Annotated in this window: 26 protein-coding genes and 1 tRNA gene; 18 read left to right on the forward strand and 9 right to left on the reverse strand. The window is 59.0% G+C overall.

Annotated features, from left to right (window positions below; all coding sequences use genetic code 11):
• The first annotated feature begins 89 nt into the window (after positions 1 to 89).
• On the forward strand, positions 90 to 755 hold the full coding sequence (locus tag CAL20_RS23080) for a glutathione S-transferase (RefSeq protein WP_094839125.1): 666 nt from the start codon (positions 90 to 92) through the stop codon (positions 753 to 755).
• Positions 756 to 875: 120 nt separating this feature from the next.
• On the opposite strand, the gene CAL20_RS23085 is transcribed toward CAL20_RS23080, so the two are convergent.
• Positions 876 to 1,784 carry a LysR substrate-binding domain-containing protein gene (locus CAL20_RS23085; RefSeq protein ID WP_094839126.1) on the reverse strand — a complete coding sequence of 303 codons (909 nt, stop codon included), beginning with the start codon at positions 1,782 to 1,784 and terminating at the stop codon, positions 876 to 878.
• A 143-nt stretch (positions 1,785 to 1,927) separates the two neighbouring features.
• On the opposite strand from CAL20_RS23085, the gene trmB reads away from it, so the two are divergent.
• The 5 genes from trmB (at position 1,928) to lysM (ending at position 5,387) form a co-directional block, all read left to right on the forward strand.
• Positions 1,928 to 2,692 carry a tRNA (guanosine(46)-N7)-methyltransferase TrmB gene (trmB, locus tag CAL20_RS23090; RefSeq protein ID WP_094839127.1) on the forward strand — a complete coding sequence of 255 codons (765 nt, stop codon included), beginning with the start codon at positions 1,928 to 1,930 and terminating at the stop codon, positions 2,690 to 2,692.
• A gap of 2 nt (positions 2,693 to 2,694) precedes the next feature.
• Positions 2,695 to 3,636 (forward strand): prolyl aminopeptidase, encoded by a 942-nt coding sequence (gene pip, locus CAL20_RS23095; protein ID WP_094823427.1) that lies wholly within the window; start codon positions 2,695 to 2,697, stop codon positions 3,634 to 3,636.
• A 9-nt stretch (positions 3,637 to 3,645) separates the two neighbouring features.
• Complete coding sequence (gene thiS, locus CAL20_RS23100; protein WP_094839128.1) at positions 3,646 to 3,846, forward strand: sulfur carrier protein ThiS; 201 nt, start codon at positions 3,646 to 3,648, stop codon at positions 3,844 to 3,846.
• Between the two features lie 221 nt (positions 3,847 to 4,067).
• Positions 4,068 to 4,790, forward strand: coding sequence for a class I SAM-dependent methyltransferase (locus tag CAL20_RS23105; protein ID WP_179266727.1), 723 nt, complete (start codon positions 4,068 to 4,070; stop codon positions 4,788 to 4,790).
• A 150-nt stretch (positions 4,791 to 4,940) separates the two neighbouring features.
• A complete protein-coding gene (gene lysM, locus CAL20_RS23110) occupies positions 4,941 to 5,387 on the forward strand; it encodes a peptidoglycan-binding protein LysM (RefSeq protein ID WP_094839130.1) in 447 nt (148 codons plus the stop codon).
• Between the two features lie 128 nt (positions 5,388 to 5,515).
• Here lysM and ffh read toward each other — a convergent pair whose 3' ends face one another.
• Positions 5,516 to 6,925 (reverse strand): signal recognition particle protein, encoded by a 1,410-nt coding sequence (gene ffh, locus CAL20_RS23115; RefSeq protein WP_094823431.1) that lies wholly within the window; start codon positions 6,923 to 6,925, stop codon positions 5,516 to 5,518.
• A 109-nt stretch (positions 6,926 to 7,034) separates the two neighbouring features.
• On the opposite strand from ffh, the gene CAL20_RS23120 reads away from it, so the two are divergent.
• The 4 genes from CAL20_RS23120 (at position 7,035) to CAL20_RS23135 (ending at position 9,444) form a co-directional block, all read left to right on the forward strand.
• On the forward strand, positions 7,035 to 7,877 hold the full coding sequence (locus CAL20_RS23120) for a cytochrome C assembly family protein (RefSeq protein ID WP_094839131.1): 843 nt from the start codon (positions 7,035 to 7,037) through the stop codon (positions 7,875 to 7,877).
• Between the two features lies 1 nt (position 7,878).
• Positions 7,879 to 8,139 (forward strand): PP0621 family protein, encoded by a 261-nt coding sequence (locus CAL20_RS25680; protein ID WP_094839132.1) that lies wholly within the window; start codon positions 7,879 to 7,881, stop codon positions 8,137 to 8,139.
• Between the two features lie 93 nt (positions 8,140 to 8,232).
• Positions 8,233 to 8,814 carry a 1,6-anhydro-N-acetylmuramyl-L-alanine amidase AmpD gene (ampD, locus tag CAL20_RS23130; protein ID WP_094823434.1) on the forward strand — a complete coding sequence of 194 codons (582 nt, stop codon included), beginning with the start codon at positions 8,233 to 8,235 and terminating at the stop codon, positions 8,812 to 8,814.
• Positions 8,815 to 8,823: 9 nt separating this feature from the next.
• Positions 8,824 to 9,444, forward strand: coding sequence for a glutathione S-transferase family protein (locus CAL20_RS23135; RefSeq protein WP_094823435.1), 621 nt, complete (start codon positions 8,824 to 8,826; stop codon positions 9,442 to 9,444).
• Between the two features lie 224 nt (positions 9,445 to 9,668).
• On the opposite strand, the gene CAL20_RS23140 is transcribed toward CAL20_RS23135, so the two are convergent.
• The 3 genes from CAL20_RS23140 to CAL20_RS23150 all read right to left on the reverse strand — a co-directional run bounded on the left by CAL20_RS23140 (position 9,669) and on the right by CAL20_RS23150 (position 11,862).
• Positions 9,669 to 10,925 (reverse strand): type II toxin-antitoxin system HipA family toxin, encoded by a 1,257-nt coding sequence (locus CAL20_RS23140; RefSeq protein WP_094839133.1) that lies wholly within the window; start codon positions 10,923 to 10,925, stop codon positions 9,669 to 9,671.
• Positions 10,925 to 11,185, reverse strand: a complete 261-nt coding sequence (locus tag CAL20_RS23145) for a transcriptional regulator (RefSeq protein WP_254924372.1) — start codon at positions 11,183 to 11,185, stop codon at positions 10,925 to 10,927. The genes CAL20_RS23140 and CAL20_RS23145 overlap by 1 nt, the downstream gene beginning before the upstream one ends.
• A 185-nt stretch (positions 11,186 to 11,370) precedes the next feature.
• Positions 11,371 to 11,862, reverse strand: coding sequence for a MarR family winged helix-turn-helix transcriptional regulator (locus CAL20_RS23150; protein ID WP_094823438.1), 492 nt, complete (start codon positions 11,860 to 11,862; stop codon positions 11,371 to 11,373).
• 268 nt (positions 11,863 to 12,130) lie between these two features.
• Between CAL20_RS23150 and CAL20_RS23155 the strand changes: the two genes are divergently transcribed.
• From CAL20_RS23155 to CAL20_RS23165, 3 genes are all read left to right on the forward strand, one after another.
• Positions 12,131 to 13,396: a flavin-dependent oxidoreductase gene (locus tag CAL20_RS23155; RefSeq protein WP_094839134.1), complete on the forward strand. Its 1,266-nt coding sequence runs from the start codon at positions 12,131 to 12,133 to the stop codon at positions 13,394 to 13,396.
• The gene (locus CAL20_RS23160) at positions 13,393 to 13,875 is read left to right on the forward strand and encodes a DUF3237 domain-containing protein (protein WP_094839135.1); all 483 of its coding nucleotides are present in this window, start codon (positions 13,393 to 13,395) and stop codon (positions 13,873 to 13,875) included. Before CAL20_RS23155 ends, CAL20_RS23160 begins: the two co-directional genes overlap by 4 nt.
• A 120-nt stretch (positions 13,876 to 13,995) precedes the next feature.
• Positions 13,996 to 14,961 carry a Bug family tripartite tricarboxylate transporter substrate binding protein gene (locus CAL20_RS23165; RefSeq protein WP_094839136.1) on the forward strand — a complete coding sequence of 322 codons (966 nt, stop codon included), beginning with the start codon at positions 13,996 to 13,998 and terminating at the stop codon, positions 14,959 to 14,961.
• Positions 14,962 to 15,142: 181 nt separating this feature from the next.
• Here CAL20_RS23165 and CAL20_RS23170 read toward each other — a convergent pair whose 3' ends face one another.
• Positions 15,143 to 16,420 carry an MFS transporter gene (locus tag CAL20_RS23170; protein WP_179266728.1) on the reverse strand — a complete coding sequence of 426 codons (1,278 nt, stop codon included), beginning with the start codon at positions 16,418 to 16,420 and terminating at the stop codon, positions 15,143 to 15,145.
• A gap of 177 nt (positions 16,421 to 16,597) precedes the next feature.
• Between CAL20_RS23170 and CAL20_RS23175 the strand changes: the two genes are divergently transcribed.
• The gene (locus tag CAL20_RS23175) at positions 16,598 to 17,332 is read left to right on the forward strand and encodes an ArsR/SmtB family transcription factor (RefSeq protein WP_094839137.1); all 735 of its coding nucleotides are present in this window, start codon (positions 16,598 to 16,600) and stop codon (positions 17,330 to 17,332) included.
• Positions 17,333 to 17,527: 195 nt separating this feature from the next.
• On the opposite strand, the gene htpG is transcribed toward CAL20_RS23175, so the two are convergent.
• Positions 17,528 to 19,426, reverse strand: a complete 1,899-nt coding sequence (htpG, locus tag CAL20_RS23180) for a molecular chaperone HtpG (RefSeq protein ID WP_094823443.1) — start codon at positions 19,424 to 19,426, stop codon at positions 17,528 to 17,530.
• Between the two features lie 348 nt (positions 19,427 to 19,774).
• Between htpG and CAL20_RS23185 the strand changes: the two genes are divergently transcribed.
• Complete coding sequence (locus tag CAL20_RS23185; protein WP_094839138.1) at positions 19,775 to 21,172, forward strand: nucleobase:cation symporter-2 family protein; 1,398 nt, start codon at positions 19,775 to 19,777, stop codon at positions 21,170 to 21,172.
• Positions 21,173 to 21,190: 18 nt separating this feature from the next.
• Here the strand turns inward: CAL20_RS23185 and CAL20_RS23190 are convergent, their stop codons facing one another.
• Complete coding sequence (locus tag CAL20_RS23190) at positions 21,191 to 21,451, reverse strand: hypothetical protein (RefSeq protein ID WP_094839139.1); 261 nt, start codon at positions 21,449 to 21,451, stop codon at positions 21,191 to 21,193.
• 480 nt (positions 21,452 to 21,931) lie between these two features.
• Here CAL20_RS23190 and CAL20_RS23195 point away from each other — a divergent pair.
• Together CAL20_RS23195 and CAL20_RS23200 are read left to right on the forward strand one after the other, a co-directional pair.
• A tRNA-Leu gene (locus tag CAL20_RS23195) sits at positions 21,932 to 22,016 on the forward strand.
• A gap of 142 nt (positions 22,017 to 22,158) precedes the next feature.
• Positions 22,159 to 23,226 carry a site-specific integrase gene (locus CAL20_RS23200; RefSeq protein ID WP_094839140.1) on the forward strand — a complete coding sequence of 356 codons (1,068 nt, stop codon included), beginning with the start codon at positions 22,159 to 22,161 and terminating at the stop codon, positions 23,224 to 23,226.
• Positions 23,227 to 24,530: 1,304 nt separating this feature from the next.
• Here CAL20_RS23200 and CAL20_RS23210 read toward each other — a convergent pair.
• Entirely contained in the window at positions 24,531 to 25,403 is an 873-nt protein-coding gene (locus tag CAL20_RS23210; protein WP_094839142.1) for a hypothetical protein, read from the reverse strand.
• Between the two features lie 214 nt (positions 25,404 to 25,617).
• On the opposite strand from CAL20_RS23210, the gene CAL20_RS23215 reads away from it, so the two are divergent.
• Entirely contained in the window at positions 25,618 to 25,854 is a 237-nt protein-coding gene (locus CAL20_RS23215; RefSeq protein WP_094839143.1) for a hypothetical protein, read from the forward strand.
• The last annotated feature ends 6 nt before the right edge of the window (positions 25,855 to 25,860 follow it).

The following is a 25,860-nucleotide window of genomic DNA, read 5'->3' on the forward strand; positions in this document are numbered from 1 at the left end:
CGACTGACGGACTGAGAAACCTGACGTAAAAACTAGGGAATGTACTAACCTGAGAACTCGTGCAAAACAATCCGTCTATTACCCAGCTTATGCCCTCGCCCGCTTTACCCATCCTCTATTCATTTCGCCGTTGCCCCTATGCGATGCGCGCACGATTGGCATTAGCCGCCAGTGGCCAGCGTTGCGAATTACGCGAAGTCGTCTTGCGCGCAAAACCCGCGGAACTGTTGGCGGCCTCGCCCAAAGGCACTGTGCCGGTGTTGATGTTGCCGGATGGAAAAGTGATAGATCAGAGCTTGGACATCATGCGTTGGGCATTGACCCAACACGACCCCGAACATTGGCTGACGCCAGATCGAGGCTCGATAGCGGATATGGAGTCCTTGATTCAACAGTGCGATGGCGCATTCAAGACTGATCTGGATCGTTATAAATATCCCGACCGTTATGAGAACACCGATGCTCTTGCGCATCGCACCGCCGGGGCGAAATACTTGATGGAACTGGGCCGCCTCTTGCAAGAACAGGATTATCTGTTTGGCACACGCCGCAGCTTGGCCGACATGGCCATCGCGCCCTTCGTGCGCCAGTTTGCGCATGTCGATCAGACCTGGTTCGAGGCGCAACCCTGGCCTGCATTGACGCATTGGTTAGAGGCCTTTCTGGCGGACGCGCGGTTTCAGCAAGTCATGGAAAAATATGCACCGTGGGTGTCCGGCACAGAAGGCGTTCGCTTTCCACACGACAATGACTAGCCGTCAACGTATGACACCGTGCTGACGAATTAATAGGCCTACTACGTACGCGACGCGGCCCATCAAACACCGCACGACCCGGATACATCGGAAATACCAACGTATCCGCACCCCGCGTCCCTACACGTTCGAGCCCTCGTCACTGCGCAGGTGTGCCAACAACAATCGCGCCGCCACAGTCAGCGTATCCGCATCGCGCACGCCCAACAGCAACCATCGGTGCGCCCACTCATCCGTCAACGGAATCAGGCGTATCGACATCGAGCGCGCATGCGGCTCTGCCGCAATACGCGGCAACACCCCCACGCCCCCCGTCGCCACGACCATTCGGCAAATCGCATCAAAACTGCGCACCTGAATCCGCAGCCGCATCGCCTTGCCCAAGCGCACACTTTCCTCGTTCAAGCGCGATGCCAACGACGTCGACGGCGGCAGGCTCACATACTCGTAATCCAGCGTCTGCGCGAATGCGATAGACGGTGAATTCGCCAGCGGATGACGCTGCGGCGCGATCAACACCAACTCATCCGGGCGGTACGGCACCGTCAACAACCCCTGTGCCGGCGTGCGATCCGCAAACACGCCGATATCCGCACGATTTTCCAACACCGCCGCCACGATGTCGGTGCTGTTCTGCTCTTCCAGATCGATCCGCACAGCCGGGTGCTCGTCCATGAACGACGCCAGGTCTTCTGGCAAAAACTGCGTCAGCGAAGACGTATTCGCAGCAATCCTCACCTGACCCTTCACCCCTTGGGCAAAATCAGACAAACTGCCCGCCATCTGCTCGACCTCTTGCAGCACCCGCTGCACATGCACCAGACAGGCCTGCCCCGCATCCGTCAGCTCCACCCCCGCCGTATTCCGATACAGCAGAGGCGTTCCTAAAGCCGCCTCCAGATCCGAAATCCGCTTGCTCGCCGCCCCCACCGCCAGATGCGACTGCCGTGCGCCCGCGGAAATACTGCCCGCCCGCGCAACAGCGGCGAACAAAGCCAGCGTAGTTAGGTCAAATCGAGCAACATTCATAGCCGGAATGCTACCCCATAGCCATGGTCCACCTCGCGCCGCAACGGTCCTGACCAGCCCCGCTGGCCCGATTGAACCTGACCGGCGTCCTGAAGAGCGACTGCACCCGGGCAATTCCCCCCGGGCCTACTACAATCCCCCCTATGAACACGAACACCCCCGACTCCCCCGATACCGCGCCCCTGTCGGAAGCCACCCGCGCCGCCCTAGAACCGGCCACGCAAGCCCCGCACAGCCCGGGCGCGACCCACATCCGCAGTTTCGTCCACCGCCGTGGCCACATTACCCAAGGCCAACGCGATGCACTCGAGCAACTGCTGGACAAATGGTCCATCCCCTACACCCCCCAGCGCCTGGATCTGGCGGCCCCGTTCGGCCGCCAAGCTCCCACCGTGCTGGAAATCGGCTTTGGCATGGGCGAAACCACCCAGAAAATCGCCCAGGCCCGCCCTGACGACAATTTCCTGGGTGTGGAAGTCTTCAACGCCGGCGTAGGCTCATTGCTACGCCGCATCGAAGAATCCAACCTGCAGAACCTGCGCATCATTCAGCACGACGCCGTCGAAGTCGTGCGTGACATGATCCCCCCCGACAGCCTGGCGGGCGTCCACGTCTATTTTCCCGACCCGTGGCCCAAAAAGCGCCACCACAAACGCCGCCTGCTGCAACCCCCATTTGTCTCGCTATTGGCCAGCCGCATCGCCCCCGGCGGATACCTGCACTGCGCCACCGACTGGCAGGACTACGCCGTACAAATGCTGGAAGTCCTGAGCGCCGAGCCACTGCTGCGCAACACCGTTGCCGATTACGCACCGCGCCCTGACTACCGACCGCAAACCAAATTCGAAACCCGTGGCCTGCGTCTGGGCCATGGTGTTTGGGACCTGATCTTCCGGAGGACCGCTTAACTATGTTGTACCCCGCTATCGAGCCCTATCGCCATGGCATGCTGGACACTGGCGACGGGCACCTAGTCTATTGGGAACTCTGCGGCAACCCGCAGGGCAAACCGGCCGTGTTCCTGCACGGCGGCCCAGGTAGCGGGAGCGCTCCCGTACACCGTCAATTGTTTGATCCGCAGCGCTACAACGTGCTGTTGTTCGATCAACGCGGCTGCGGCCGCTCGACGCCGCACGCGAGCCTGGACAACAACACTACCTGGCATCTGGTCTCGGACATTGAACGCCTGCGCACGGAAGTCATGGGCGTGGACCGCTGGCTGGTGTTCGGCGGATCCTGGGGTTCGACCCTGGCGCTGGCCTATGCGCAAACGCACCCCAGCCATGTCAGCGAACTCATCGTGCGCGGCATTTTCAGCCTGCGCCGTTCGGAACTCCAGTGGTTCTATCAGGAGGGAGCATCGTGGCTGTTCCCCGACCATTGGGAAGCCTATCTCGAGCCCATTCCGCCAGAGGAACGAGACGACATGATCGGCGCCTATCACAAGCGTCTGACCGGCTCGGACCCCGTGGCGCAACTGCGTGCCGCCAAGGCCTGGAGCAAATGGGAAGACAGCACCATTACCCTGATGCCCAGTCCGCGCCACCAGCAAAGCCACGCCGCAGATCGCGCCGCATTGGCCTTTGCCCGCATCGAAAACCACTACTTTGTGAATAACGGCTTCATGGAAGAAGGCCAGCTCATTCGCGACGCGTACAAACTGCACGACATCCCCGGCACCATCGTGCAAGGGCGCTACGATATCTGCACTCCAGCACGCACCGCCTGGGACCTGCACCGCGCATGGCCTCAGGCGCAGTTTCACCTCGTTCCGGATGCGGGCCATGCCTTTGACGAACCCGGCACATTAGCCAAGCTCATCGAAGCCACCGACGCCTACGCCGCACAATAAGGAGCCATCATGCACATCACGCTCAACGGTGCCGCACGCGAATTCCCGCTGGACACCACGGTTATCGAACTGCTCCAGACCCTGGGCTACGCAGGCAAACGCGTGGCGGTCGAACGCAATGGGGAAATCGTCCCCAAGAGCCAACACGAAGCCACCATCCTGAAAGACGGCGACCAAGTCGAAATCGTCGTAGCCGTCGGCGGCGGTTGAATCGCGGGCGCACCGGCCTGGGGCGGATAAGCGTGACCAAGCGTGTCACCCTCCACGATACTGGACACAGAATGTGAAAATTATCAACGGTGAGCTACCCAATCGAAGTTAGTGCTTGCGCAAGGCCCGCCACGTAGTACGCTGGCGCCTGTGTTTGATGTTGGCTAGCGAGAAACATGTCTTTTGCATTGGGCAAGCCAACTCTGCTCACAGGAGTTCATATGCTGCTCAAGTTCCTGACCGGAGACGAATCCGGTCTGCCCGTAGGCTCGCGGCTGTTTCGTATCGCAGGGGTTGCAGGCCGCGCCACCGGGCATGTTGCGGGTCGCATCAGCCGCCATTCCTGGGTGGCTGAGCGCATACGGTTTCTACGCGCCTGGCGCGCCAATCCCAAAGGCATCGGCGCTATCTGGCCCTCCAGTGCCCGCCTGGCCGCGGCGATGACGCGCGATATCACGCCCAGTTCGGGCCCATGCCTCGAACTGGGCGCAGGAACCGGGTCCTTTACCCGTGCCCTGGTGGCGCGCGGCCTGACATCGGCGCAGCTGACCTTGGTGGAAATGGATCCGCAGTTCGCCCAGCAACTGCGGCACGATTTCCCCGACGCCTATGTTTATCAAGGCGATGCCGCGAAATTGGTCGGCGTGCCCTTGTTTGCCGACGGCTTGGCCGGCGTTGCCGTCTGTGGGCTGCCCTTATTGAATATGCCGGTGAAACAGCAGATTGGCATATTGCGCAGCACATTTGCACAACTGCGCCCCGGGGGGTCAATGGTCCTGTTTACATATGGACCACGCTGCCCGGTCCGGCAACGTGTGCTCGATCGCCTCGGCCTGCGAGCACGGCGTGTCGACACCGTCATCGCCAATGTGCCGCCCGCCCATGTCTGGAAATTGACCCGCCGTACCGCGGCTGGCGCCCTGCACGCCCCCGTTGAGCAATAATTAGTTACTTATTATCAGTACGAGAAGAGCACAGCCTTCACGGAATCGGCCCATAATGAGTTCCCAGCAGATGTCGTCAGCTAGCTAAATAACGTCATCTTCTGCCAACAAGCACTTAACGTTTCTTAACAGTCTAAAAGAGGAAACACTATGGGTCTGCTCAGCTTTATTAAAGATGTCGGCGAAAAACTGTTTGGCGCCAGCGAAGCCCAGGCGGCATCGGTAGATGAACTGAAGAAGGAACTGGACAAGCACGGTCTGAGTGCCGATGGCCTGAACATTCAAGTCGATGGCGACAAAGTCACCGTGACCGGCGAAGCCGCCTCGACCGAAGAAGCCGAAAAAATCACGCTGGCGCTCGGCAACACCGTAGGCGTGGCCCAAGTGGACAACCAACTGACCGCCAAGCAAACTGCACCCGAAGCCCAGATGTACACCGTCAAAAAAGGCGACAACCTCTGGAAAATCGCCGAAGCTCACTACGGTGCCGGCAAGGGCGCCAAGCACACCGTGATTTTCGAGGCCAACAAGCCCATGCTGACGCATCCGGACAAGATCTATCCGGGCCAAGTGCTGCGCATCCCGCCGCTGAACTGAACACCACAGCACAAACCGGCAAGCCCCGCAGCATTTGCCGGTTTGCACCAGCGCGAACAATCCCCGTTCGCACTGGTTGACTCGGCCAGGCTCCTGCCTGGCCGTTTTTTTGCCGCCGGCGGGTTGCTTTATCTCATTCCGCCAAAGCGTCCCAAGCCTTTCAGGCCACCCATGGCGCGCATCATCTTGGCCATGCCGCCTTTCTTCATTTGCTTCATCATGCCCTGCATCTGCTCGAACTGGGACAGCAGGCGATTGACCTCTTGCACCGGGACACCGGAGCCCGCTGCAATACGGCGTTTACGCGAGGCCTTGATCAATTCGGGCTTGGCGCGTTCGGCAGCCGTCATCGAGTTCAGGATGCCTTCGGTACGGCGCAACTGCTTTTCCGCCTGTCCTCCCTGCAACTGACCCGCGGCCTGTTGAAACTGCGAAGGCAGTTTTTCCAGCAGCGAACCCATATCGCCCAGTTTTTTCACCTGGCCCAATTGCTCGCGAAAATCGTTCAGATCGAACTTGTTGCCCGATTTGAGTTTCGTCGCCAGCTTTTGCGCCTCGGCGATATCGATGTTCTTTTGTGCCTGCTCGACCAGCGACACGATATCGCCCATGCCCAGCACGCGCTGCGCCATACGGTCGGGGTGGAAGGGCTCCAGTCCATCCAGTTTTTCCGAGACACCGACGAATTTCAGGGGCTTGCCGGTCACATGGCGCACGGACAGCGCTGCACCGCCCCGTGCGTCACCGTCCAGCTTGGTCAGCACCACACCCGTCAAAGGCAGTGCCTCGGCAAAGGCCTTGGCCGTATTGACCGCATCCTGCCCCTGCATCGCGTCAACCACGAACAGGGTTTCGACAGGCTTGACCAGATCGTACAGTGCGCGGATCTCGCGCATCATGGCTTCGTCAATACCCAGGCGGCCGGCCGTATCCAGAATCAGCACATCGTAGTGATGACGGCGGGCGTGATCGACGGCATTACGGGCGATGTCTTCGGGTTTCTGGCTGGGATCCGAGGGCAGGAAATCGATACCCGCCTGGGCCGCGACGGCCTTCAACTGGTCGATAGCGGCCGGGCGATAAACGTCGGCGCTGACCGTCAGGACCTTTTTCTTGCCGGTATTGCGGCCATTCTGGGTGTGATTGCCCTCGGCCAGCCAGCGGCCGAGCTTGCCGGTGGTGGTGGTTTTACCCGCCCCCTGCAGGCCGGCCATCAGGATGATGGCGGGGGGCTGCACGGCCAGCGACAGCTCGCCGGCGCCCGCGCCCAGGTCGCCGCCCATCAGGGCTGTCAGCTCTTTGCTGACCACGCCCACCAGGGCTTGGCCAGGGCTCAGGCTGCCGACGACTTCTTCGCCCAGGGCTTTTTCTTTGACGCGTGCGACGAAATCGCGCACGACAGGCAGGGCCACGTCAGCCTCGAGCAGGGCCATGCGCACTTCGCGCAGCATTTCCTGCGTGTTGGCCTCGGTCAGGCGGGCTTCGCCGCGCAGCGTCTTGACGACGCGCGACAAACGTTGAGTCAGGTTATCGAGCATGAGAGGCGTTTCCGCTTACACTAGTTGATTGAACGGTGGCCCGGGCAGCAGGGTTTTTATCCCTGCCAGCGACTAGCGCCTGAGAGGCCCCATCCAGACAACGGTTTTTATGTCATTAGGCATTGTATTTCACGCAGCGGCCGCCCTGGCCTACGCCGTGCTCGGTGGGGCCCTCTGGTGGCGCCTGAAAGGTGCAGGCAGCGTCGAAAAAGCGGGCAAAGTCGCCCGCGCGAGCCTGCTGGGCGCCCTGATCCTGCACGGCATCGGCCTGTATCAATCCATGTTGGGCGACTCACACCTGTTCATAGGATGGGCACTCGCTCTGTCCGCCGCGGTCTGGCTGGGCATGGTGGTGTTCTGGCTGGAAAGCCTGCTGGTCCATATTGACGGGCTGCAACTGCTGCTATTGCCGGCCGCCACGGTGATTTGCGCCCTGGCGGCGCTGTTTCCCCAGGGGCAGCTCGTCCCCCATGCCGAAGACAGCTCCCTGCGCGTGCATCTGCTCATTGCCCTGGCCGCCTATGCCCTGATCACGGTGGCGGCCCTGCATGCCCTGCTGATGGCCCTGCTCGACCGCCACCTGCACCGTCCGCTCGAAGCCCCCGCGGAACGCAGCCTCATCGGCCGTGTCCTCGATGCCCAAGCGCCGTTGCTGGTCCAGGAACGGCTGTTGTTTCGTGTCATCTGGATCGGCTTCGCCGTCCTCACCGCCGCCGTAGTCACCGGCTCCATCGCCTCGATGGACCTGACGGGCAAGGTCCTGCCCTTTGACCACAAAACGGTTTTCACACTCCTGTCATGGTTGACCTTTGGAGTATTACTGCTGGGCCGTCACATTCGTGGCTGGCGCGGCCGTGTCGCATTGCGCTGGACACTGACCGGATTCGCCTTTCTAATCCTGGCCTACACCGGCAGCCGGTTTGTGTTGGAAGTCATTCTTCATCGGAGTTGAAGTGGGCAAGTTGTTAATCTGGGTCGTCATCATCCTGGCGGTCATGGTGGTGATGCGTATCGTGTCGGCCCGCAATAGCGCCAAGCGCAGCGCCGCCGCCAAAGCGCCCCCAAGCGCCCCTGCCCGCCAGCCCGGTAGCGGCCCCGTCGAATCCATGGTGCGCTGTGCGCACTGCGGCGTGCATCTGCCGCGCTCAGAGGCGCTGCTGATCGCAGGCAATACCTGGTGCAGCAACGAGCACGCACGATTGGGCGAGCGTTGACCTGATCACACATGCCGTAACGCAGCGTCCAGTTGATGCATCAAGCAAGGCAGGCATAATGAGGCTTACAGTTACCATTAACGAGCCGCATCTATGTCTTTACAGCTTGATCGACACGGGTGGCTGAGGCCTGCTCCTGCTGTGCGCCTGCTACCCTCGCCCAACCATGACGCGCGCCCTGCCGGGTCCACGGTTTCCTTACTGGTCATCCACAACATCAGCCTGCCACCGAACCAATTTGGCGGCCCGCACGTCGCCGATTTGTTTCTGAACCGCCTGGACTACGCAGCCCACCCTTGGCTCGAACGACTGCGCGGCCTGCGAGTATCTGCGCATTTTTTCATCAGGCGTGACGGCCAGATCGTACAATTCGTATCGACCGACAAGCGGGCTTGGCACGCTGGCGTTTCTCGCTTTGAAAACCGCGAACGCTGCAATGATTTTTCCCTGGGTATCGAACTCGAGGGCACGGACATCCTGCCCTACACTGATGCCCAGTACACCAGCCTGGCCAAACTGACCCGCGTGTTGCGCGCCCGCTATCCGCTGCGCGCGGCGTGGGGCCACGAACACATTGCCCCGGGGCGCAAGACCGACCCCGGGCCCGCATTCAAGTGGTCGCGCTTTGGTCGTATGACTGGCTTTGCGCGGCGCCAACTTGCGCCGCAAACCTAAGGAACCATCATGTTGAAAATCTGGGGACGTTCGAGCTCGGTCAATGTACAAAAAGTCATGTGGACCGTGCGCGAACTCGCGCTGCCGCACACCACGGAACAAGTCGGCGGCAAATTCGGTGGCCTGGACACGCCCGAATACGGCGCCATGAACCCCAACCGCAAAGTCCCCGTCATCGACGACGGCGGCCTGATCCTGTGGGAATCCAACGCCATCGTCCGCTATCTGGCGGCACGCTACAGCGAAGGCACCCTCTGGCCCACCGACGTCGCCGTACGCGCCCAGGCCGACCGCTGGATGGACTGGACCGCCACCGAATGGCAACCCGCCATGGGCCCCGCATTTCTAGGCCTGATCCGCACCCCGGAAGACAAACGCGACCATGCCGTCATCGAAGCATCAACGCGTAAAACCAACGACCTGGGCCTGATCCTGGAAAACGCCCTGCAGCAAAAGGAATACATCATCGGCAGCCATCTCACCATGGCCGACATCGTCCTGGGCTGCGTCGCTCACCGCTGGCTGGCAATGCCCATCGAGCGCCCCGCGACGCCCGCACTGAACGTCTGGTACCGGCGCCTGATGATGCGCCCGGCGACCCAAGGCGTGCTGACGCTGCCGCTGTCGTAACCCGCCCCCCCGTCAGCACTGCCTCGGCATGCCACTACTACGAGTCCCTGTCGGTCGCCTGCAAGCCGCACCGGGCCGTTGAGCGGCGATTTAGCCTCGCGCAGCGAGGCCGAGGCCCTTGCTAACGGGCCGAGTCGCCGCGATAGGCCCGGTGCGGCTTGCAGGCGACCGACAGGGACGGCCTAATAGAAACGCCCGATGCGCACACGCTGCCGCACCTCCCGTTACTCCCACCGAGCCACATGCTTGCGCGTATTCCCCCGAATCCACTGCTCCAGTCGCTCCAGCAACGTATGCTCAGTCCCCGCCCGAGTCTGCCCTCGCAGCTCTGCAACTACCTTCTCTAGCGCCGCAGGCAATTCATCTGCCAACTCTCGCGCCGCGCGCAACACATAACGACCAGAAACACCCAGATCCCGCCCCAGCGCCTGCAACTGGCTCATCCCAATCTTGCCCGGCAGCATCTCACCGCCAATCCGAAACGCAAACTGTCGCGACAATCCTGGATAAATAGCCGTGCACATCAAATCGTAGAACGGCGTCAGCCTCCAAGCATCTCTCGCATCTTGTATCACCGAAAGATTCTTGGCATGACTATCGTTATTACCCACAAATAAATTAAAGAGTACCCAGCGCACAAAACGCTGCACATCCTGTGCCGTCACCCCCATACGCCGCATGATCTCCCGACATTGCGCCAGAGTCGGTCCGCCATCGGCCTCGTACTTGACCTCCGATGGCGTTCCCGCCAATTGGCACAAATCCAACTGATGTAATCGGGCCAACCCTCCTGCGCCATCAGGCCTGCGATCATATCGGCGCACCAGACAAGCGCGCGTATCGGGCTGATATTCGACCTCGGCAGCACCGAGCTGCAACATCGCAGCCAGTTTCATCACCATCGTTTCATTCAATGCCGATGACCAGACACCATCAAGCCCCCGAATATCGGGCTTGAGAATGTGCGTGGATGGTGCCGTGCCTTCTGGAATCGCGGGTGAGCCGTCCGGCAACACCATCAACAGCAGTTTGTCTTGTGCCCCCGCCAGAGAAACGCGCGTACCCTCCGCATTCTCCGCGACTAACGCCGGAACAACTGCCTGTTGCATCCGCTGCGCGATCTCCGCCCAACTCGTCGGCCGATAACTGGGGGGTGCGGGTTTTTCGCCCTGAGGCAAAATCGTCACACCGCTTGCAGTATCACCGCCCACACTGCGCAAGAGTCCGAATACCGTACTGGCATGGCGGCTGACAGATAACAAACGCCGGAGGTTGCCCTCTGGCAACAAGTTCTCGAAATACGCGAACACATGATCGCCCACCAGATCCTGCTCGCCCAAGGGCAAATCCGGTGCGATCGGGCGAGCCTCAGACCAAGCCAACCAAGCAGGGTCATAGCGGAACCTCAACGGCTGGTCGTCAAAAAGACGCCCAACGCATCGTCCGGCGGCATAGACGTCTAACGCATCGACCGTCGCCATCAAAAGTCTCCGCGTTTGCGCTGAATCACCACCTCCAACCCGAGCAGATCCAACATGTCGAGCACCTTCTGCAACTGCAGTGTGGGTTTGCCCCGCTCCAGATCAACGACAAACCGGTTACCAGTCCCCGCGAGTCCGGCCAAGTCGACCTGCAATAACGCTTGTTCGGCCCGCACGGCTTTGACGAGTTTGCCTAGCTCGGCAGAAGTACGGACTTTGGTCGGCGCGTACACATCGATGGGCATAGAGTCGGTTGTCATGATTACCCTTGCTAATTCCCGATCGGTAATTCTAGAGAGTTTGATGGATGATTGGCTATAAAAAATTACCGCTCAGGAATTTTATTCAAAAAAAGCGACGTTTTAATCAAAAATTTCCCGATCGGTAATTTTAAAATGTACGACGCGTAGAATTCCCATGATTATTCCCGATCGGGAATATTGATTTATCCAACCCGCCCCAACAACGCAATCAACTGCTTGCGTTCCACATCACTCAACTGCGCACTGATACGTTGATCGTGGGCCTGCACCGCCCGAGTGATACTGGCGTGTGCGCGTCGCCCGGCCGGCGTCAGCGTCAAGGCGTAGGCTCGTTTGTCTGCCACGGCGTCGCGACGCGTGACGTAGCCCATCGCCTGCAGCTGATCGACTAATTGCACGGCTCCCGACCGGGCAATACCGAGAATCCGCGCCAGATCGGTGAGCTTCAATTCGGCATTCGATGCAATCAGCGTCAAAGCCGAGAATCGCTGTGGCGTAATGTCCCAGGGCTCCAGCGCCGCCAGAAAATCCTCGTAGATCAGGATCTGCGCTCTCCGGATCGCATAGCCCACCAGCGAATCCAGCGCACCATATTCGATGCCCGCGACATGCGGATCAAAATGTTCGCCACGGGCCGATGGCCGACGCGGTCGCGATGCAGAAGCTGAGGGCATAGCACGCCATGAGTGAAATAAAAAAAGGACCTACACACTACCGCAGACGGGAGCCTAGCGCTACATACCGCCCGAAAAGCGAGTGAACCGCCCACGGATGACAAGACCCGATACTTCGATGAATCCAGGCTCCGCGGTCCGTCCTCGGCCTCCAGGCCCACCCCATTACGGGTTAGTCCCAGTGCCGACTCTCACGCCCAATTTGTTATGGTACATAACAATATAAAATTCGTGCGTGAGCTACGACAGCAAGTCGGAGAGAGACTTTATGAATATCGTGATTGCCGGCGGCGGCATAGGTGGACTGACGCTGGCCCTGATGCTGCATCAGCGAGGCATCAATTGCCGCGTCTATGAAAGCACGCAAGAACTGCGTCCGTTAGGCGTAGGCATCAACCTGCTGCCCCATGCGGTGAACGAGCTGGAACCGCTGGGTCTGCTGAACACGCTCGCCGAACACGCCATCCCCACATCCGCCCTGCACTACTACAACAAGTTCGGCCAAGCCATTTGGCAGGAACCGCGTGGCCTGAACGCAGGCTATCCGCTGCCTCAATTCTCGATACACCGTGGCGAATTCCAGATGTTGCTAGCCGAGGCAGTACGCGCGCGCCTGGGGCACGATGCCATTGTCACCGGAATGGTGTTGGAATCGGCCGAGAATGACGGCATCACAGCGCGCGCGCATTTTCGCAGCCGCACCGACGGTTCCTTGCATACCGCAGTGGGTGATGCCGTAATCGGCGCCGATGGCATCCACTCTGCCCTACGCAAACAGTTTTATCCCACTGGCGACGAACCCCGTTTCTCCGGCCGCATGCTGTGGCGCGCAGTCACCGAGGCTACGCCCTATCTGGATGGCCGCACGATGTTCATGGCAGGCCATCAGGATCAGAAATTCGTCTGCTATCCGATCTCGGCGCCCTTGTATCGCGAGGGCCGTTCTCTCATCAACTGGATCGCCGAACTCGCCATTCCAGACGCGACGCTGCCCGCCACAGATTGGAATCGCCGCGTCGACAAATCCGTCTTTGCCGATCGATTCGCCGACTGGCGCTGGGACTGGATTGATATTCCCTCGATCATCGACGGCGCGCAGGCCATTTACGAATTCCCCCTGGTTGACCGCGATCCCTTGCCGCGCTGGACCAAGGGCCGTCTCACCTTGCTAGGCGATGCCGCGCATCCCATGTACCCCATCGGCTCGAATGGTTCGGCCCAAGCCATTCTGGACGCACGCTGCCTGGCCGATTGCCTCAGCCAAGCCCAGCAAGGCAAAGTCCGCGCATTGGAAACCGCCCTGCTCGAATACGAAGCCGAACGCCTGCCGCGCACGGCCGGCATCGTACTGCGTAATCGCCTGAACGGCCCAGAGCAAGTCATGCAAATGGCCGAAGAGCGCGCCCCGCAAGGCTTTGCCAACATTGCCGACGTCATCCCCGAACACGAACTGCAAGCCGTATCGCTGCGCTACAAGCAGCTGGCAGGCTTTGACCCCGCCGCACTGCGCCGTCATACCGGAGAAAAACCATGAGCGCCGTTAATCCAACCGAGCCCACACCTCCGAAACTCGAACACCTCGCCACGCTGCACGTACAAGTCGGCCCGCCGCAAGAGGTCGGAGACACGCCACAAGGCCGCCGCCGCGTCATTCCGATTCTGGGCGGCACCGTCACAGGCCCCAAGCTCAACGGCACCATCCTGCCCGGCGGCGCGGATTTTCAGTCGATCCGTTCAGCCACGTATACCGATATTCACGCACGCTACGTCATCGAAACGACCGAGGGTCATCGCGTATATGTCGAGAACACAGGCATCCGCACCGGCAGCGCCGAAGACATCGCGAAACTGGCCCGTGGCGAAAAAGTCGATCCATCGTGCATCTACTTTCGCAGCTATCCACGATTCGAAACGGCCGCACCCGAACTGAGCTGGTTGCACGAACAGATCTTCATCGGTACCGGTGCGCGCTTTCCTGATCACGTTGCGTTGTGCTTTTACCGGGTTTGCTGAGAAAGCATGGACGGCTCTACCAGCCGCACCCATCGCCACGCTCGCCCCCCCCCGTTCCATTAATACTTATCGCCACCAGCAACGTACTGGCAGCTCACATCACCGACACGGAGACATCCCATGCCATCCCCCTTGCGCCGACTGCTCGTCACAGCCATGCTGTGCTTGCCCGCCATCGCCCTCGCACAGTATCCCAACGCGCCCATTCGCCTCAACGTCGGCTTTCCACCCGGCACAGGGCCCGACATTGTTGCCCGCACGCTCTCGCAACAGCTAGGCGAGCGTCTGAAACAAAGCGTCGTCGTGGAAAATCGTGCGGGTGCCGGTGGGCAAATCGCAGCACAAACCGTCGCGCGCAGCCCCGCTGATGGCTACACCCTGCTGTTAGGCGAAGTCGGCTCCATCAGCATTTCACCCGCCACGTACAACAACCTGAACTACGACCCGGCCAAAGACTTTGCGCCCATATCCGAAGTTGTACGCGCCGATTTCGTCCTGGTCGTGCCGGCGACCTCGCCCTATCAAACGTTGGCAGACTTCATCAAAGCCGGCAAGGCCTCGAAAGACCGCGTGAACTTTGGCACATTCGGCGCAGGCACACCGGGCCATTTTGGCGCTGAACTATTCGCACGCGAAGTCGGCATGCAAATCGAACCGGTCCATTACCGATCCACCGGCGACGCCGTGTCTGGATTGGTATCGGGCAGCGTACAGGCCGAGTTTGTCACCACCGCCTTAGCGGCGCCTCAGGTAAAAGGCGGCAAAATGCGTGCCCTGGCTATCACTGGTGCCAAGCCGTCCAGCGCATTGCCTGGCGTGCCGACCTTTGCCCAGGCCGGATACGGCAAAGTCGATTTCGGTGCGTGGTTTGCCCTGTTCGCTCCAGCAGGCACACCCGCAGACATTCTGGATCGTCTGCAAACAGAAAGCGCGGCTGCGCTACGAACCCCCGAAGCCGCAAAAACATTGGGAGATGCAGGCTTTATCGTGGTGGGATCCACGCGCCAAGATCTGCAACGCCTGCTGGACAGCGAAGCCAAACGCTGGTCCGCCGTCGTCAAGACGACGGGATTCAAGGCTAATTGATATCAAGGCGGACGCAAAGCATGGGAGTCAGCTTTGCGTCCAGCAACGGATTTCGCGAAACTGCCGCATTGTCATTGGCACCGATCGAGCATGCCAATACCGCATTTTCCTGTCGTCTCGCATCCTGCCTGCCGCCACCATTTACCCGCAGCCCGTTGCCAATCGCATCTCCATCCGCGTACTAATCCAGCACCCGACGCCGGCCTAGCAAAAATACGACGGCAGCAATCAGCTGAATCACCATCGCCGTCGCAAACAACGCACTTGCATGATGGGCCATGCCCGCCGACACATCGACCGTAGGCCCCTGCAACACACCAAAAATAGCCGGCGCAAACGCATAAGTCCCCTGACTGATCGCCACAATCAGCGCCACCACACGCGGTACATCCTGCGATGCAAAGTCCGTTTGCGCGATCAACGGGGGCAACGACGTGGCATTACCTATACCAGCCCCCAACAACACCACACCTAGCACCAGCGGCCAGACAGTGCCTGCCGGCGCACACAACAACACCGCCGAACCCAGCGCCTGCATGCTGTAGCTAGCCGCCGCGATCGTGCGTCGATCTCCCACATATCCCATCGCCCGAGCCGCCACCATACGGCCGATAATGGCGCACGCCGTGCCGCCCCCCATCAACCACCCTGCCGGTTGCGCACCGAGCGTCGGCACCAACAGCTTGAACAGATGCGCCAGCAAACCAATCTGTGCAAACAAGCCGATCGCCATCCCTAACGACAACGTGACAAAGGCGCGATCCCGCCACAGTGCCTTGCCCGACAGCACGCCACGCGCTGATGCGGACGCCTTGCCTACAGTCTCGTGCGCAGTTACGCGGCCATCCAGCGATTGCCCCAGGGTTTGCGGCGTCTTGGAAAAAACCGCGACACTCAACGCCGCGATGACAGTGATCATCACCACGCCAACCAACGCCGCTGCTGCAGGAAACCCCAGGCCTTGTATCAGCGCCACCCACAAGGGCGCAAAAATCGCCCCACCGATACTGGCGCCGTTATATGCCTTGGCCAGCGCAGAGGGCCGGCCCGCGGCGTACCACCGCGCAATCACCGCATTGACCGCTACCGCCCCCATCATCACCCAACCCGAGCCGCTGACCAGGGCCGCCACAAACAATTGCCACGGTTGCGCAGCCATCGCCCAGCCAAACACACCCAGCGCCGTACACACCGCCCCCAACGCAATACTCGGCGCCAATCCCAACCGGGCATGCACCCGAGGCAAATTCGCCACCACCAATGCGCCGAACAAAAAGTGCACCGTCACTGCCGTCGACACCCATTGCAGCGACCATCCTGTGCGCGCAATCACCTCGGCCAGATAGATTGAAGGCCCGTAAAAACCTACCCCCCAGCCAAACATGGCCAGCACAAACGCCGCCCGAATCACCCAGGGCCCGAAAAAGCGATACTGCGGCAAGGCAAATTCATTAACCATCACGCAAACGCTCCAAAGAATCAGAGCCCACACTGTGCCGTGTGTCGACGCGCCTATGCTACGGCCCAGACCGTAGTATCGCCAGCAGAAAAATTGCTAAGCTGACCGAAACCCGCGGATGGGGTTTATCACGGGACTTATACCGAACCTATCACTGGATTCATCACAGGAGCCGTCATGGTCAGCACCGCCTCACTCGCCGAAACCGCCGCCCTCATCGGCGACCTGGCGCGCGCGAACATGCTCGCCGCCCTGATGGACGGCCGCGCCCTGACCGCCTCCGAGCTCGCCCACATCGCAGGCATCTCGCCGCAGACCGCCAGCGGACATCTAGCAAAGCTGACTGACGCAGGACTATTAGCCCGGGAAAAACAAGGCCGCCATCACTATCACCGCCTCGCCACGCCCTCCGTCGCCCGCATGCTGGAGCAAATCATGTCCGTCTCCATCGAGCGCGAACGAGGTTCCGCGGCGCGAGGTCCCCGCGTCATCACCGGCCCGCGCGACAAGGCTCTACGTTACGCCCGCACATGCTACGACCATCTGGCCGGTGAAATTGCCGTGGCGATCACCGACAGCATGATCGATGCGGGGCATATCGAGCTGACAGCAGAAGCAGGCGCCCTCACCACCAAAGACATCACCGCGCTCCAAGCCCTGGGCATGGACATCGCCAGCCTCAACATCGACTCCAAACCTCGCAAATCCTCTCGCGTATTCTGCCGCGCCTGTCTGGACTGGAGCGAACGCCGTCATCATTTGGCCGGCACCCTGGGCACCGCCTTGTTATCTCACTACGTAAAACAGGATTGGGTCAGACGACTATCAGGCACACGCGCGGTCACCATCACACCCCGCGGATATGCCGCTTTTGAAAAAGCATTCAATTTGCCGCTGCGAAAATCGCTGTAGATAAACTCGCGGTCGACACCGGCAGCTTCTCTATAGAACACCTCAAACAAACCCTCACCAAACTTCGTCCGCCCAAAAACAAAACACCCCAGAAATCGATATTTGATCTCTGGGGTGCACCCGCATCCGGCTAAAGCCAAAACGCGGCACAGTAATGATGCACGCGCCTCTGCTTCAAAAACAGAGGCCGCCCACTTACTTCAACAACAACGCATTCAACCTCTTCACAAACGCCGCCGGATCCGCAATCTGAGCGCCTTCAGCCAACAAGGCCTGATCCAACAACAGACGAGCCCATTGATCGAACTCGCTATCATCAGCATCACGCACACGCGCGATCAAAGCATGCTCGGGGTTGATCTCCAACACCGGTTTCACATCCGGCGCCTCTTGGCCCGCGGCCTTTAGCATGCGCAGCAAATGCGGGCTGAGTTCGTTCTGCCCCACCACCACGCACGCCGGCGAGTCCACCAGACGCAGCGTCACGCGCACCTCTTTGACCTGATCCTCCAACGTCTTTTTCAGACGCTCGACCAGCGGCTTAAAGGTTTCCTCAATCTCGGCTTGATGCTTCTTCTCGTCCTCGTCCGCCAGCTCGGCCAGATCCAGACCGCCCTTGGCCACCGACACCAGCGACTTGCCATCAAACTCGCGCAGATACGACAGCATCCACTCGTCAACGCGATCCGACAACAACAGCACCTCGATGCCCTTCTTGCGGAAAATCTCCAGATGCGGGCTATTGCTCGCGGCGGCAAAGGTATCAGCCGTGACGTAGTAAATCTTGTCCTGGCCTTCCTTCATGCGCGACACATAATCGGCAAACGAGACATTCTGAATCGCATCGCCCGTGTGCGTCGAAGCGAAACGCAGCAGCTTTGCAATACGCTCGATATTGCCCGTATCCTCGCCCGTGCCTTCCTTCAGCACCTGACCGAATTCCGTCCAGAACGTCGCGTAGTCTTCGGCCTTGTTCTCGGCCATATCTTCGAGCAGGGACAGAATGCGTTTCGCCGAACCCTCGCGGATCGCACGCACATCACGGCTTTCCTGCAAAATCTCGCGCGACACGTTCAACGGCAGATCCGCCGAATCAATCACGCCACGCACAAAGCGCAGGTACGACGGCAGCAATTGCTCTGCATCGTCCATGATGAATACGCGCTTGACGTAGAGCTTCACACCGCGGCGGCCATCACGATCCCACAGATCGAACGGTGCGTGTTTCGGCACATACAACAGCTGCGTGTATTCGCTGCGGCCCTCGACGCGATTGTGCGTCCAGGCCAGCGGGTCGTCATAGTCATGCGAGACCGTCTTGTAGAACTCGCGATACTGTTCGTCGGTGACATCGCCCTTGCTGCGCGTCCACAGCGCGTTGGCCTGGTTCACCGTTTCCAGTTCTTCGGTCTTGACCTGTGCGCTCTTTTCCGAATCCCATTCTTCCTTGAACATGCGGATCGGCAGCGAGATATGGTCGGAATAGCGGCGCAGGATCTCGCGCAGTTTCCAGCCATTCAGGAACTCGTCTTCGTCTGCACGCAGATGCAGCGTCACATCCGTGCCGCGCGTGGCCTTTTCCGCGGCAGCGATGCTGAACTCGCCCTGGCCATCGGATTCCCAACGGATCGCCTCATCGCTGCCGGCACGGCGGCTGACCACCGTGACCTTGTCTGCCACGATGAACGAAGAATAAAAGCCCACGCCAAACTGACCAATCAGTTGCGCGTCTTTCTGCTTGTCGCCGGTCAATTGCGAGAAAAACTCACGCGTACCCGAGCGTGCGATCGTACCCAGATTGGCGATCGCCTCGTCGCGCGACAGGCCGATCCCGTTATCAGAGATCGTGATCGTGCGCGCGTCCTTGTCGTAGTCCACCCGGATCGCCAGCTCACTATCGCCATCCAGCAGCCCCGGCTGGTCAATCGCCTCGAAACGCAGCTTGTCGCAAGCATCCGACGCGTTAGAAACCAGCTCGCGCAGGAAAATTTCCTTGTTGCTGTAGAGCGAGTGGATCATCAGGTGCAGCAGTTGCTTTACCTCGGCCTGGAACCCCAGGGTTTCAGAATTGGAAGACGTGGCGGTTTGGCTCATAGTTTTAACGGTCAGAAAAACAAGAGAGAAATGGAACAGCCCCGCGAATCTGATCAGCCCCCCCCAAAAAACCGGGGGACATCCGCGCAATTCGCCAGGACGAAACCTGAGAAACCCCCACAATATGGGGGTGACGACCAGGGTTTCAAGACCGCCGTCAGGCGAGACCCGGATCAGACCGACCTCTAAACCAGCCCTTTTTTGAGCCTTTTTGTGGTTTTTCCGGCATTTTTCCCATGCCAAACCGCCCTGCGAGCGCCAAAAAAAGGCATTCCCCCAGACAGGCAGCCCGCTGCCTCGCTAAAATCCCGCCCATTCCCATTTTCCCCAGCCGGCCGGCGCCCGCTCATGCAACCTGCCTCTCTCACCCAAACCGCCCCTCACAGCGCTGCGGACGACGACGTCCCTGCGCACGACCTGGTCTACGGTCCTGACGACCGTCCCGCCGCGCCAGTCGCCTTTGTCGCCGCCCTGCAGCACTTGCTGGCCATCCTGGTGCCCATCGTCACCCCTGGCCTGCTGATCTGCCAGGCCCTGGGCGTCAGCGTCCGCGACACCACCCTGATTGTCTCGATGTCGCTGGTCGTCTCCGGCATCGCCACCTATATCCAGTGCCGCCGATTCGGCCCGCTGGGCGCAGGCCTGCTCATCGTGCAGGGCACGAGTTTCAACTTCGTCGTGCCCCTGATCACCGCCGGCTCGGCCATGGTCAAATCCGGCACCCCGGTCGAAACGGTGCTCGCCACCATGTTCGGCGTCGTCATCGCGGGATCCTTTGTCGAGATCTTTATCAGCCGCATCCTGCCGTTCGTCAAACGGCTGATCACCCCGCTCGTCACCGGCATCGTCGTCCTCTTGATCGGCCTGACCCTCATCAAAGTCGGCCTCATCAGCATGGGCGGCGGCTACAACGCCATGAAAGACGGCACATTCGCCAGCGCAGAAAACCTGACCCTGTCCGGTCTGGTGCTGGGCACCATCATCCTGCTGAACCGTCTGCCCATCGTCTGGATCCGCAGCACGGCGCTGGTCATCGCGCTGATCGTCGGTTATATCGCCGCCGCCTACATGGGACGATTGGATTTCACCGGCGCGCGCGAGGCTGCCCTGTTCCAGATCCCGGTGCCGTTGCATTTCGGATTGGGATTCTCGTGGTCGCTGTTTGTGCCCATGCTGATCATCTATTTGGTCACCTCGCTCGAGGCGATTGGCGACGTCACCGCTACCAGCAAGGTTTCCAAGCAGCCTGTCGAAGGCCCCCTATGGATGCAGCGGATCAAGGGCGGCGTGCTGGTCAATGGCGTGAATTCGCTGTTGGCGGGCGTGTTCAACACCTTTCCCAGCTCGGTGTTTGCGCAGAATAACGGCGTGATTCAGCTGACGGGCATCGCCAGCCGCCACGTAGGGATCTGGATTGCCGGGATGCTGATCGTGCTGGGGCTGTTTCCTGCCGTGGCTGGGGCGCTGCAGGCCGTGCCGGAGCCGGTGTTGGGTGGTGCTGCCATGGTGATGTTCGGCGCCGTCGCGGCGGCGGGGATCAATATCCTGGCGAGCATTCAGCTGGATCGCCGGGCGTTGTTGATCATCTCGGTGTCGCTGGCCCTGGGGCTGGGGGTATCGCAGGTGCCGGAGATCCTGTCGCATTTGCCGCATGCGCTGAGCAGTGTGCTGGAGTCGGGGGTAGCTACCGGCGGGATCTGCGCGTTGGTGATGAATTGGTTCTTGCCTGAGAGAAAGCGGGCGTAATCGCGAACGGAGGGATGGCTAATCCCTCTTGGCAATGGCGCGCGCCTTTGTATCGCGCAGGCGGTATTCCAAGACGGTCTGCTGATAGTTGCCGGCAGAAACACGGCGGACGCTGACAACGCCCGCCTCGCTGATCAGCCAGTATTCCCCGTCGTTATTCCAGTCACCATCGCACAGCACGACCTGCAGTTCGCGCGCCGTGCCGCCGCCCAGAGCCGTACCGGTATAGATCTGGTCGCATTGCGCGACCGGCTCGACATGGTGACGGCCCTCGATCACATGTAGTTCCAGTACAGACCGGGGGCTACCTGGGATACGCGTGTTGTTAGTGCCGTTGCTTGCCTTTAGATAGGCTACGGGGCCGGTGTTTCCAGAGGTCTGCGGTGCCGGAGGAGTTGATGAGCAGGCACCTAACATGACTATCGCCAGCACCGCCAAAAACCGACACGGCGACGAGATCGATGGCGAATTACTGCGCTTCATATTACTCAGGCTTCCTCTGTTAGCGGCGTGACGGTCTAGGGCATTTATGGGGAGCCCTTGCCATCCAAGTAGGCTTTATAACGCGCCAAGCAACGATCCGTTGCGATTGTTGTGAATATTTGACATAGGTGGGGGTGAGTATTGCGTGTTGGGCGCAGGAGATTTTCAGGTCTCGTGGACGAGAATTGGGGCGAGCTGACATTTTTTTAAAAACAGCATACAATCGCTGTCTTCGCATCTCCCGCAGCAAGTCATCAGACTGCTAGCGACCTCCTAGCCCGGGTGGTGAAATTGGTAGACGCAGGGGACTCAAAATCCCCCGCCGCAAGGCGTGCCGGTTCGATTCCGGCCCCGGGCACCACTCAAAAATCCCTAGTATTTACAAGCCTCTAGCGCGATTTTTCGTCTTGCCCTGACACCAGGGGATTTTCCAAGTTTGTGAGCCAGGTACAGTTTCGGTACAGTGGCGAAGCACCGAGTGTACTTTCGGAGCTTTTACACGCATGGCTACTATTGTTAAGACACCTTCAGGAACATGGAAAGCCGTCATTCGAAAGACTGGCTGGCCGACTTCGTCTAAAACATTTCGCACCAAACGCGATGCTGAGGATTGGGCGCGGCGGACTGAAGACGAGATGGTGCGCGGGGTCTACATTCAACGAGCCCCGGGTGAGCGCATGACACTCGAGTCGGCACTAACACGCTACCTACGGGAAGTCACGCCCTCCAAGCGGGAATCGACACGCGCCTCTGAGCACAAAAAAGCCCAGCCGCTGCTAAAGCACCTTGGGAAATACTCATTAGCCGCCCTGAGTGCCGATATTGTGGCGCAGTATCGCGACATGCGACTGGCGGGCGATCCTGACGAGAACGGCAAGCTGGTTCCACGCAGCAACAACACTGTGCGCCTGGAACTCGCGTTGCTAAGCCACCTGTTCACCATTGCGATCAAAGAATGGGGGCTGGGCCTGCCTTTCAATCCCGTGTCCCAGATTCGACGCCCTGCTCCCGGTGCTGGCCGCAACCGTCGACTAACGCCCGCAGAAAACAAGCGGCTGTTGGCGGCTGTGGATGCCTACTCCAACCCGATGTTTAGCTGGATCGTACGAATCGCCCTGGAAACGGGGATGCGGCTCTCTGAAATCGGTGGTCTACGTCTTGGCCAGGTAGACCTACAAAGGCGCGTTGTACGGCTGGACATCACGAAAAACTCTTCGCCGCGAACTGTGCCCTTAACGAAGGCCGCTACGGCAGCATTTCAAGCTGCTATAGATAACCCGACTCGCCCACGTGAGACCGACCTAGTGTTTTTCGGTGAACCTGGCCGTGATGGCGTGCGACGGCCATATCTATTCGACAAGGCTTGGACTGACGCCAAGAAAGAGGCTGGGCTGACGGATTTCCGGTTTCATGACCTGAGGCATGAGGCGGTCAGCCGGTTGGTCGAGGCTGGACTGTCAGATCAAGAGGTGGCGGCTATCAGTGGGCATAAATCTATGCAGATGCTGAAGAGGTATACGCACTTAAGAGCTGAAGATTTGGTGGGGAAGCTCGACATGCTAGATAAATAAATGCATGGCATTCCCAGCACAGAAAAGCACCAAGGGATCAAGATAGTCCCAAGAACGAAAATCCAATATTCTTACAAACAAATTTATCGGGAGGCAACGTGAGCACGCCATCAGACAACTCTCTACGGCGAACCCTAGAGCCGATAGCTATCATTAGCGATGCTTTTAATCAGGCATCCAATTGGCGAGCAATAACGGAAGCCTGGAAGCTCTCACGAAGCATAGATCGACGCTTATTCTTAGCGTTCACCATAGCCTTTATTGCTTCCTTGGTCGCGAGCGCTATCTATACCTCGATGAGCCGAAACTTGCTTTTCGGAATTGCAGTGTTCGCCGCCATAACAAGCCTTCTCTACTTTCGCTGTCGAATTGCAGACAAACACCCTATCACAAGTTCATTTGGACGTTTTGACCAATGCTTTGGGCTAAATTATCGGTTTAGACGGTATTTAATGTTCCGAGAAGACCTATTAAAAGGCGGCATTGGATTAGAAGCTCTCGCGGCCGCACACAAGAACCTGCGAATAGAGGCGAGTCTTCTCGAAAATCGAACGGTCAGCATGGGGGCTGGCGCAACGGCGATAGTTTCCATTATCACCAGCATATTAACCACCGTCAGCACACAAGATCACATGATCACATCAGGACGGACGTTCCTGATTTTGTTTGTGCTAGTTCTAGCCCTGTATTTTTACTTTTTTCTAAAAACTGTGATCCCTAATACGAAGCATCGTCAGCAAGAGCTAGTGTGCTTTCTGACTTGGTATGAACAAGAACTCGCTTCCCTTTCACCGAAGCTACCTCACTGATTAGTACTCCCTAGGCAAACCACCTCTTGCGAATTCTCAAGCCAACCATACTGCTTTTTACTATATCGAGCACAGCCGACCTCCATATATAACAATGATGTCCAATTACTAGATAATGGATTTGTCGTATGGTACCCGAGGCCAGAATCGAACTGGCACGCCTTGCGGCGGGGGATTTTCTTACCACTTCGGCTTTCGCCGCCGTCGCTTTGCAAACAACGTTCGTGGTCTGGAGCACGCCTTCACCTTAGTCTTTCGACTTTAGGTGCTCGCCGTCTGCTCTCTACACCTTCCCGGCGTTCAACCGCCAGGCTTGGCTCGGCATTAGCTCGGATACGTGATCCAGGGCCTTCGCCGAGTTTGACGGGCTTCACCTCAGGGGTTTCCCCTTGAGGGCTCAAATTGTTCTGAGTCCCCTGCGTCTACCAATTTCACCACTCGGGCACAGACGGGAATTTAGCACCAAATGCCGGCCAAAATCACGGAAAAACCGGCTTATTTCACCGGCCGGAACGACCGATCCGTAAGTGAGGCTAATCTAGCGTAGCGTCCGCAAATTTGCTTGTTCGCGCATTGATCCCACAACGATAAAAACGGGTTAATAACGTACTCGCCGACGGATGGAGCACTGGACATGCCGCGTCGCATCCACTCCTTGCGAATCGCAAAGGCGTAATCACCATCTGCCTTCATGCGCGCCAGTTCGATATCCGCGAAATAGTTCACGATGTCAGGCATCACGCCCAGCTCGTCTGGCTGATTCGCGGCGATCGCGAGCTTTAGGCACAGGTACGCGCGAATACCCCACTCTAACGGGTAGGCAGATACAACATAATCGTCTCTGGGCAGCTGAGTACGGTACAGCAACACCACGCGTGCGAGATCCTGATATGTGATCGGCTCGCCGCAGTCGAAATCACTATAGAGCTTCATTTCGAGATCGCCTAAGGCGGCTTCGTAGCTGGCGAAATCCCATGCAGCAAGATCACTGTTTTGCCAGATCGCTTTCCACAGCCCCCCAGGGCCATCACGAAACAACGCCAGTGCGCCCGTCGCATTGCTTGCCATGCCGGGAGAGGGATAGACAGGGATGCTTGCCACCGGTTCATCCAAGGCCGCATGGCTGCTGTAGTAGCGCCCATCAGGAAATAACTCATCCAGGTACTGCACCCACTCTTCCGTCATGGCAACGGTGCCATAAAAATTTTTGCGCCATTTATTGCTGACATTGGTATCCCAGGTGCGGCCAGGATATCGGGCTTGCATGCACTCGTCGAACCACCGTGAGAACTGCGCCAGGTTATTTGCACAGCAGACTTTGTCCAATAAAAGATTCAGCGTCGCGACGGTACGAACGCGATCCTGCATCTCCTGTTCACGAGTTTTCGTCGACCCAACGGGTCGACCACGTCGAGGATGACGAGGCGATGGTTGAACGCTGACAGCGCACCGATCTTTCATTCGCAGCCGTTCTATTTTCGAACCTAGTGATTAACGAATTAATTTTACAGGGCCATTCAGCGTAACCAGGACAAAACTACGCTTGTTAGATGTAATTAAACACAGCGTCTGGAGCCACCTGATGTCCGCTACCCTCGCCACATTGAAAGAACGCTATTCCGTGTTGCTGACTCTCGGCCAATTGGCCGAAGTGTTGAATCGCAGCCCTGACGGCCTACGCATCAGCCTGAGCTCATCGCAATCCGACTGGGCCGACCAAATCAATTCGACCAAGGTCAAGATCGGCAGACGGGTGTATTTCAGAACCGAAGGCATCGCCCGGTTGATCGACGATGCGTTCTCTGCCCATCATTCGTGAGGGACC

Origin of the sequence: Bordetella genomosp. 4 (assembly GCF_002261185.1) — a bacterium.
Classification (GTDB): Bacteria; Pseudomonadota; Gammaproteobacteria; order Burkholderiales; family Burkholderiaceae_B; genus Bordetella_A.

Bases quoted from the DNA above. Each gene is read 5' to 3' on its own strand.
- CAL20_RS23080 (WP_094839125.1), top strand. From the start codon at position 90: ATGCCCTCGCCCGCTTTACCCATCCTCTATTCATTTCGCCGTTGCCCC.
- CAL20_RS23085 (WP_094839126.1), bottom strand. From the start codon at position 1,784: ATGAATGTTGCTCGATTTGACCTAACTACGCTGGCTTTGTTCGCCGCT.
- trmB (WP_094839127.1), top strand. From the start codon at position 1,928: ATGAACACGAACACCCCCGACTCCCCCGATACCGCGCCCCTGTCGGAA.
- pip (WP_094823427.1), top strand. From the start codon at position 2,695: ATGTTGTACCCCGCTATCGAGCCCTATCGCCATGGCATGCTGGACACT.
- thiS (WP_094839128.1), top strand. From the start codon at position 3,646: ATGCACATCACGCTCAACGGTGCCGCACGCGAATTCCCGCTGGACACC.
- CAL20_RS23105 (WP_179266727.1), top strand. From the start codon at position 4,068: ATGCTGCTCAAGTTCCTGACCGGAGACGAATCCGGTCTGCCCGTAGGC.
- lysM (WP_094839130.1), top strand. From the start codon at position 4,941: ATGGGTCTGCTCAGCTTTATTAAAGATGTCGGCGAAAAACTGTTTGGC.
- ffh (WP_094823431.1), bottom strand. From the start codon at position 6,925: ATGCTCGATAACCTGACTCAACGTTTGTCGCGCGTCGTCAAGACGCTG.
- CAL20_RS23120 (WP_094839131.1), top strand. From the start codon at position 7,035: ATGTCATTAGGCATTGTATTTCACGCAGCGGCCGCCCTGGCCTACGCC.
- ampD (WP_094823434.1), top strand. From the start codon at position 8,233: ATGTCTTTACAGCTTGATCGACACGGGTGGCTGAGGCCTGCTCCTGCT.
- CAL20_RS23135 (WP_094823435.1), top strand. From the start codon at position 8,824: ATGTTGAAAATCTGGGGACGTTCGAGCTCGGTCAATGTACAAAAAGTC.
- CAL20_RS23140 (WP_094839133.1), bottom strand. From the start codon at position 10,925: ATGGCGACGGTCGATGCGTTAGACGTCTATGCCGCCGGACGATGCGTT.
- CAL20_RS23145 (WP_254924372.1), bottom strand. From the start codon at position 11,185: ATGACAACCGACTCTATGCCCATCGATGTGTACGCGCCGACCAAAGTC.
- CAL20_RS23150 (WP_094823438.1), bottom strand. From the start codon at position 11,862: ATGCCCTCAGCTTCTGCATCGCGACCGCGTCGGCCATCGGCCCGTGGC.
- CAL20_RS23155 (WP_094839134.1), top strand. From the start codon at position 12,131: ATGAATATCGTGATTGCCGGCGGCGGCATAGGTGGACTGACGCTGGCC.
- CAL20_RS23160 (WP_094839135.1), top strand. From the start codon at position 13,393: ATGAGCGCCGTTAATCCAACCGAGCCCACACCTCCGAAACTCGAACAC.
- CAL20_RS23165 (WP_094839136.1), top strand. From the start codon at position 13,996: ATGCCATCCCCCTTGCGCCGACTGCTCGTCACAGCCATGCTGTGCTTG.
- CAL20_RS23170 (WP_179266728.1), bottom strand. From the start codon at position 16,420: ATGGTTAATGAATTTGCCTTGCCGCAGTATCGCTTTTTCGGGCCCTGG.
- CAL20_RS23175 (WP_094839137.1), top strand. From the start codon at position 16,598: ATGGTCAGCACCGCCTCACTCGCCGAAACCGCCGCCCTCATCGGCGAC.
- htpG (WP_094823443.1), bottom strand. From the start codon at position 19,426: ATGAGCCAAACCGCCACGTCTTCCAATTCTGAAACCCTGGGGTTCCAG.
- CAL20_RS23185 (WP_094839138.1), top strand. From the start codon at position 19,775: ATGCAACCTGCCTCTCTCACCCAAACCGCCCCTCACAGCGCTGCGGAC.
- CAL20_RS23200 (WP_094839140.1), top strand. From the start codon at position 22,159: ATGGCTACTATTGTTAAGACACCTTCAGGAACATGGAAAGCCGTCATT.
- CAL20_RS23210 (WP_094839142.1), bottom strand. From the start codon at position 25,403: ATGCAGGATCGCGTTCGTACCGTCGCGACGCTGAATCTTTTATTGGAC.
- CAL20_RS23215 (WP_094839143.1), top strand. From the start codon at position 25,618: ATGTCCGCTACCCTCGCCACATTGAAAGAACGCTATTCCGTGTTGCTG.